This window comes from [Clostridium] symbiosum ATCC 14940, assembly GCF_000466485.1.
Taxonomy (GTDB): Bacteria; Bacillota; Clostridia; order Lachnospirales; family Lachnospiraceae; genus Otoolea; species Otoolea symbiosa.
Window position 1 is genome coordinate 52,321 of record NZ_KE992817.1, and the last position, 290, is coordinate 52,610.

Sequence of the window (290 nt, forward strand, 5' to 3'; positions counted from 1 at the left end):
TCAGGCTCGTAAGAGCCTGTGGATCGAAACCTTCCTGCTACTTAAATACTTTGGCTTCTTTTAGGTCAGGCTCGTAAGAGCCTGTGGATCGAAACTTTCGATTTTCGTTTATGTTTATGTCTTTTAATGGGTCAGGCTCGTAAGAGCCTGTGGATCGAAACCTTAATCCACAAATTTATTTCGGCCACGCTTGGGTCAGGCTCGTAAGAGCCTGTGGATCGAAACCGTCAATAGCTGTGTGTAATGAATTGGCGCCTTAGGTCAGGCTCGTAAGAGCCTGTGGATCGAAA